Raw genomic sequence first — 6,052 nt, forward strand, 5'->3', positions numbered from 1 at the left:
CCCCGTCCGCCTCCTCCTTGGCTGGACCATCCTTGCGGCCGGGCAACTCTCTGTCTCGTACAGCAGCGACTACTTCGACCGTGCGGCCGACCGGGCGGGAGCGGCGTCCTCCTGGAGAGGCCCGACCTCGCCCCGGCGGCGCGGCAGATCGCCCTCGTCCTCATCGGGTCTCCCCTCCTTCTCGCCCTCGTCTATGCCCTCCTCTTTCCTGCGCCCCTGTACTTCCTCCCCTTCGTCCTTGCCGGCAACCTCGTCGGCTGGTACTATACGGCCCGCCCCCCGCCCTCGCCTCACTCCTTCCCGTTGCGATGGCGGCGGCCGCCTGCTTCAGGCCTCCGGTCGGTCGTGCTGCCGCGGTGGCCGCGGCCGGGAGGAACCTTGCCGCCCTTGCGGTCTTCGTCCTCCTCGCGGACCTCGCCCTTGCAGCCCACCTCTGATCACGGTGCGTTCTCCCAGAGGCCGAAGCGGTTCTTCTCCGTGTCCTCGCAGACCGCGAGGAATCCCATCCCCGGCACCGGCGTCTTCCCGGCGACCACCAGGCCGCCGAGCGCCGTCACCCGTTCAAGGCATTCCTCGATGGAAGGGACATCGATGTAGAGCATCATCTGCTGTCCCGCGTACTCGCGGCCGAAGAGGTCGCCCCCGATCCCCCCGCCTGCCGAGACCATCCAGAAATCGTCCTTGAACGGGACGGGGAACGGCGTCGTCTCCCAGCCGAAGAGGTCGCGGTAAAATGCCTTCGCCCTGCCCGTATCGTCGGCAGGGATCTCGAACCATGTCACCGATGGCATGGGCCCGGATGGGCCCGCATCCAGAATAGTCTTTCTCACTTCCCCTTGCGGAAGTACTTGAAGAGCCTGAGTTCGGTCTTCCTGTCCCGCACCTGCGGGAAAGTCCCCTCCGCGGCGTACCGCACGTCCTCGACCGAGTAGAAGGCCTTCGGGGAGTACGCACTCACTTTTGCGATCACGTCAGGGATGTTCCGCCGCCGCACCACGGTGAAGATGACCTTCCCCGGACCTGCTTTCCCCTGCGCCTCCATCACGGTCACGCCGTACCCCGCGGACCGCAGGGTGCCGATGAGGGCGGTAGCATCCCTCTGGGTGATGATCCTGATGACCGCAAGTCCCATCGCGATCTTCTCCTCGACAAGGATCCCGATGTAGTTGCCCGCGGCAAAACCCGCGGCATAGGCGATGTAGTTGACATAGTCGGTGAGGTTCGCGAAGATCTGCCCGATGGCCGTGAGCCAGATGAGGATCTCGAAGAAGCCGAGGACAGGGGCGACGATCTTCATGCCGCGGGCGACGAAGATGATCCGCATCGTCCCGAGGGTGACGTCGGCGATCCTGGCAAAGAAGATGAGGGCGGGCAGCAGGACGGTGGAAAAAATCCAGGGGTCTATCTCGAACACAGGCATCGTCTCCTATGGGTTGTGGGGAGGGGATCAGGGGCACCGTGCGCATGCGACGACCGACGCGGCAAGGACGATGGTCCCTGTCCCGATCGCAGGTCCGGCGTCCGGGGCGAAGTGCGAGGAATGGAGGTACGCGTCCTCGCTTCCCTCGCCCTTTGTCCCGATCCTGTAGTAGGCGAGGGGAATGCCGGCCTCCCCGAAGACGGCAAAGTCCTCGCTTCCCGAGAGGGGCGGAATCTCGACGACCGCACCGGCCCCGAGGCACTCCTCTATCCGGGCACTGCACTTTTCGGTGAGGGCGGCGTCGGTGACGAGGGGCGGGACCGACTCGTCGATCACCGTGACAACCGGCATCCTCTCCCGCGGCACCCCGGCAGCCAGCGCCGTTCCCTCCGCGATCCTCCTGACCGCGGCAAGGCCCTGGTCGCGCACCAGACGCTGGTGGTACCTGAGGTTCAGTTTCAAGGCCACCTCGTCGGGGATCGCGTTGTGCTTTATCCCGCCGTGGACAGCACCGACCGAGAGGACGAAGAAGTCGTTCGGGTCGATCTCGCGGCTCCGTATGGTCTGGAGGGCGAGGACCGTCTCCGCCGCGAGGACGACGGGGTCGCGGGTCCGGTCGGGATGGGCGGCATGGCCCCCGACGCCCCGGACAAGGAGGTCGATCGACTCCCCGCCGGCCGAGAGGATGCCTGCCCGCGTCCCGACCCAGCCGACACCGATGTCAGGGCCTGCATGGACGGCGACGGCACAGTCGGGTTTCGGAAACCTCTCAAAAAGGCCGTCGGCGATCATCCTTTTCGCCCCGGCGACGATCTCCTCGGCTGGCTGGCCGACGAAGAGGACGGTGCCCTGCCAGCACTCCCGCGAGGCTGCAAGGACGCGGGCCGCCCCGACGAGAGACGTCATGTGCAGGTCGTGGCCGCAGGCATGCATCACGCCCGGGCGCCTGCTGGTGTAGGGGAGTCCGGTCTCCTCCTGGATAGGCAGGGCGTCCATATCTGCCCTGAGCATCATCACCGGCCCGTCGCCGTTTTCAAGGACGCCGACGAGGCCGTGGCCCCCGATGCCGCGGGTGACGGTGCATCCCGCCTCTTCCAGTGCACCGGCAAGCCTTCCGGCTGTCTCCTCTTCCGCTCCGGAGAGTTCAGGGGAGGCGTGAAATTCCCTGTACAGGCCGAGGAGGGCGGGGGCCTCCCTGTCTGTCAGGGCGAGGATGCGCTCCCTGTATGTGGTTCCGGATCGTGTAGACACATATTCTCCTCTGAGTCCTCGCCTATTATGCATATCGCCGCCTGTCACCCCCCTGAACCAAGCCTTTTCACCACCTCCGCGATCGAAAGGGGCCTGACCTCCCCCTCTTCGAAGGCATAGACCGTTCCCCCTACGGTGCAGAGGGAGTCGCCGGGTGTGACCGCGAGGGCCACGTCCTCCTCTCCTGTCCTGACCGCAACTTCAGGCGGCCTGATGACAAGACTCTGCCTGACCGATCTCTCTGCGGCCGCGTCTTCCGGTTCTGTCCGCATGACCGGTACCGGCACGACCGCCGCGAGGGCCCCGGACACCTCGTCCATCCCGGCACTGCCGCAGAGCACCACCTCTCCCCCGCCGCTGTTTGCAAGGGCCGCGATGGTCCGGGCAAGTTCATGCACCGTCCTCCCCTCGGGCAGTCTGACCCTGATGCCCATGCATCCCATGCCATTCAGGAAGGGAAAGATATTGGGGTGGTCAGGCGACCGGGTCATATGGTCATATTTTTATAGGGGCTCGCTATTCTATCCTTCCATACCCCCATGATCCGTATCCTCCTTGTCGACGACGAACCCCTCCTCCTGAACCTGGCCTGTGCCTTTCTCGAAGAGGATAAAGACTTCATCGTGACGCCGGTAGCATCGGCAGAAGAAGCACTGGCCCTGCTTGATGTCTCCCCCTATGACGTGGTGGTCTCCGACTACCAGATGCCCTCGATGAATGGCATTGAGTTCCTGCGGGCGGTCAGGGTAGGGCATCCCGACCTCCCCTTCATTCTCTTTACAGGCAGGGGCCGGGAGGGCGTCGTCATCGAGGCGCTGAACTGCGGCGCCGATTTCTACATCCAGAAAGGAGGTGCTGCCGTCGCTCAGTTCACCGAACTGGTCTCCAAGATCCGCCATGCCGTCGGGCGCCGGCGTGCCGAGGCCGCCCTCAGGGAGAGCGACGAGCGTTTCCGGAGTGTCGTCGAGAATGCCAGCGAGGGGATCATGATGACGGATGACGAGTGCCGGGTCGTCCTCTGGAACAGGGCCGCGGAGGAGATCTTCGGGTACCGCCCCGACGAGGTCCTGGGAAGGCCCTTCCACCACTATCTCCTGCCGGAGAAGACACGCCGGCATGTCCAGGACTCCCTGGGAGAGTTCAGAATGAAGGGGGTGATCAGGCGGATCCTCTCCGGGCGCAGGTTCACCGGACCGGTCGTCAGGAAAGGGGGGGAGGTCTTTGTTGCCGAGTGCACCCTCTCCCCTGTGCGATACCGCGGCGTATGGCACAGCATCGCCATCATACGGGACGTCACCGGGAGGGAACAGGCCACGGCCGCCCTTCAGGAGAGCGAAAGACAGTATCGGCACCTCTTCGAGCATTCAAAGGACGCGATCATCGTCAGGACGAACGAAGGGGTGATCCTGAAGGTCAACAGTGCGACGTGCGAGATGCTCGGCTATCCCCCCGAAGATCTTGTCGGGAGGAGGGTGACCGACTTTGCAGCGGATGGGATCGTGGAAAGAGGAAGAAGAGCCATGCAGATGGTTGCCGAGAAGGGGAAGGGGACCTTCAAGACGCAGTGGGTCAGGTCTGACGGGCAGGTGATCGATGTCGAGATCACATCTCAGAGCACCTGTCCCGAGCGGGGCATAGGGCAGGCCATTGTGCGCGACATCAGTCTGAGCAAACAAACGGCGTTGGCCCTCAAGCGTCGCGACGTCATCCTCGCCGCCGTGGTCCGCGCCGCCGCTCTCCTCCTCCGGGACCGCAGTGCGGCAGAGGGGATCGACGCCGTGCTTGCGGAGATTGGAATGTCTGCGGGAGCAGAAGGGGTCTATGTTCTGAAGAAGCAGGGTGGGGAGAGTGATGCGTGGGAGGTGATGCATGCGTGGGTGAACAACGGATTTTCCCTGCCGTGTCACCCTGTTATAGTGTCAGAAGGCGCAGACGGCGGCAGTATCCTCAGGTTCCGTGGGTCTGACGGTCGACGACGGTCGTGTATCCTTCTATCTCTTCAGGCTGAGGAAGGGCGCTCCTGCTCTCTTGGCCTTGAAGCACCCTTCCCGGAAGCGGAATGGTCTGCGTATGAACGTGAAGCCCTGGAGGCAGCGGCCCGGGTCATCGGTGCGGCCCTGACCGGGAGACGGAGCCGTCTCCTGATGCCTGAAGATGAGAAAAACACCGAAAACAAAAACGCTGAGGGGGAGAATTCCTCATCGGAGTTACGTTCTTCGTTTTTTTGAAGATTTGACCCTTCGATGTCTGGGCCGGCGGATCGCGATCTCTCTTCTGTGGCATTAATTTTTTGCGCGCCTCGTGCGCGAGAGATCGCGTGCATAGTGATCGGCCCGCCGTGCTCCCTCGCCATGCTCGCGACGCACCGCGTGCCTCCCTCTGGATCTTTTCTTGGAGAAGGAGGACGCCCGCATGGTCCGCACTCTGGTGCGGTCCATGCCGGCTGCTGAAAAACTTCGCTCCGCACCGTGCTGATGCACCGTGCTCCGCTCAGGCCGACGTTCCCCCTCAGGGGATGGGCGAGCATCCCCTTCGGGCGAAGTCGGCGACCCCGCCCGCCGCTTGTCAGCGGCTCCTCCCCTCCGGGGCAGTCAAGTACGATAGGGGATAGACGGAGGGTCCCGGCGGTCGGTGCGCCGCGAGCAGGGCGAGCAAGCACGGGCCGCCGGCGGGGGCGGGTCGGCGGGAGAGATCATCCCCGGGCCGGAGCGTGAGCGGAGTGCCCGGTGATGGTGGGCACAGCGCCAGCGTCACAAGAACGCGGGCGGGATCAGATGACGAGCTCGCCCGACTGGATCTTTTCGATGGTGCTCTCCGCCACCTTCCAGGACTTCCCGATCTTGATGGCCGGGAGTTTCCCGTCACTGATATACCGCCGGAGTTCTCGCGGCGTCGTCGCCAGGAACTCGGCCACCTCTTCAAGGGTATACATCTTCTCGGGCATTGCCCTTCTGTTGGTTGCATTGGTATATATTGGTTACATAAACATACCAATACATACCAATGATAACATATTTATACTATTGGCCCCTATACGGGGATAAGGAGCGGGGGACCGCTCCGGGAGGTATAGACAATGGGATTCCAAAAAATCGGCCGTATAGGTCTGTTCGAGGGGCGGCTGATCTGCGTCCTCGACGGTGTCGGCGGATATTTTTTTGAGGGCCAGGCACTGCGGTCCATGAAGGACGGGTGCATGGTCGGCGAAGTTGCGAAGTCAAAGAGCGGCCGGGCGGTAAATGTGCGCCTCGCCGGAAGGATGTTCACAGCGGCGTGGGCCGACCTCGTGCGCGTGGTACGGAACGGCGGAAAAGCAGCGATCTTCGAGGTGGCATGAGATGTTTGGCGACATGAACACCACCTCAAAGGCTCACAAGGAGC

Annotated in this window: 9 protein-coding genes; 3 read left to right on the forward strand and 6 right to left on the reverse strand. The window is 63.5% G+C overall.

Going from position 1 to position 6,052, the window contains the following annotated elements; all coding sequences use genetic code 11:
- Positions 1-69: 69 nt before the first annotated feature.
- Positions 70-294 carry a hypothetical protein gene (locus PHP59_RS04320; protein WP_300164133.1) on the reverse strand — a complete coding sequence of 75 codons (225 nt, stop codon included), beginning with the start codon at positions 292-294 and terminating at the stop codon, positions 70-72.
- A gap of 14 nt (positions 295-308) precedes the next feature.
- On the opposite strand from PHP59_RS04320, the gene PHP59_RS04325 reads away from it, so the two are divergent.
- Positions 309-437, forward strand: coding sequence for a hypothetical protein (locus PHP59_RS04325; RefSeq protein WP_300164136.1), 129 nt, complete (start codon positions 309-311; stop codon positions 435-437).
- On the opposite strand, the gene PHP59_RS04330 is transcribed toward PHP59_RS04325, so the two are convergent.
- From PHP59_RS04330 to PHP59_RS04345, 4 genes are read right to left on the reverse strand one after another with little or no spacing between them, the layout of a single operon-like run.
- Positions 438-791 (reverse strand): VOC family protein, encoded by a 354-nt coding sequence (locus PHP59_RS04330; RefSeq protein WP_300164139.1) that lies wholly within the window; start codon positions 789-791, stop codon positions 438-440.
- A gap of 35 nt (positions 792-826) precedes the next feature.
- On the reverse strand, positions 827-1,414 hold the full coding sequence (locus PHP59_RS04335) for a DUF2179 domain-containing protein (RefSeq protein ID WP_366943721.1): 588 nt from the start codon (positions 1,412-1,414) through the stop codon (positions 827-829).
- Positions 1,415-1,447: 33 nt separating this feature from the next.
- Positions 1,448-2,671 (reverse strand): M20 family metallopeptidase, encoded by a 1,224-nt coding sequence (locus PHP59_RS04340; RefSeq protein WP_300164142.1) that lies wholly within the window; start codon positions 2,669-2,671, stop codon positions 1,448-1,450.
- A gap of 44 nt (positions 2,672-2,715) precedes the next feature.
- On the reverse strand, positions 2,716-3,162 hold the full coding sequence (locus PHP59_RS04345; protein WP_300164145.1) for a hypothetical protein: 447 nt from the start codon (positions 3,160-3,162) through the stop codon (positions 2,716-2,718).
- Positions 3,163-3,210: 48 nt separating this feature from the next.
- Between PHP59_RS04345 and PHP59_RS04350 the strand changes: the two genes are divergently transcribed.
- Positions 3,211-4,899: a PAS domain S-box protein gene (locus PHP59_RS04350; protein ID WP_300164148.1), complete on the forward strand. Its 1,689-nt coding sequence runs from the start codon at positions 3,211-3,213 to the stop codon at positions 4,897-4,899.
- A gap of 542 nt (positions 4,900-5,441) precedes the next feature.
- On the opposite strand, the gene PHP59_RS04355 is transcribed toward PHP59_RS04350, so the two are convergent.
- A complete protein-coding gene (locus tag PHP59_RS04355; RefSeq protein ID WP_300164151.1) occupies positions 5,442-5,615 on the reverse strand; it encodes a helix-turn-helix domain-containing protein in 174 nt (57 codons plus the stop codon).
- Between the two features lie 132 nt (positions 5,616-5,747).
- Between PHP59_RS04355 and PHP59_RS04360 the strand changes: the two genes are divergently transcribed.
- The gene (locus tag PHP59_RS04360) at positions 5,748-6,008 is read left to right on the forward strand and encodes a hypothetical protein (RefSeq protein ID WP_300164153.1); all 261 of its coding nucleotides are present in this window, start codon (positions 5,748-5,750) and stop codon (positions 6,006-6,008) included.
- Positions 6,009-6,052 lie beyond the last annotated feature (44 nt).

The organism is Methanofollis sp., from assembly GCF_028702905.1.
Taxonomy (GTDB): Archaea; Halobacteriota; Methanomicrobia; order Methanomicrobiales; family Methanofollaceae; genus Methanofollis.

What these genes read in the sequence shown, in the direction of transcription:
- PHP59_RS04325 (WP_300164136.1), top strand. Translation starts at nt 309, where the DNA reads ATGGCGGCGGCCGCCTGCTTCAGGCCTCCGGTCGGTCGTGCTGCCGCG.
- PHP59_RS04330 (WP_300164139.1), bottom strand. Translation starts at nt 791, where the DNA reads ATGCCATCGGTGACATGGTTCGAGATCCCTGCCGACGATACGGGCAGG.
- PHP59_RS04345 (WP_300164145.1), bottom strand. Translation starts at nt 3,162, where the DNA reads ATGACCCGGTCGCCTGACCACCCCAATATCTTTCCCTTCCTGAATGGC.
- PHP59_RS04350 (WP_300164148.1), top strand. Translation starts at nt 3,211, where the DNA reads ATGATCCGTATCCTCCTTGTCGACGACGAACCCCTCCTCCTGAACCTG.
- PHP59_RS04355 (WP_300164151.1), bottom strand. Translation starts at nt 5,615, where the DNA reads ATGCCCGAGAAGATGTATACCCTTGAAGAGGTGGCCGAGTTCCTGGCG.
- PHP59_RS04360 (WP_300164153.1), top strand. Translation starts at nt 5,748, where the DNA reads ATGGGATTCCAAAAAATCGGCCGTATAGGTCTGTTCGAGGGGCGGCTG.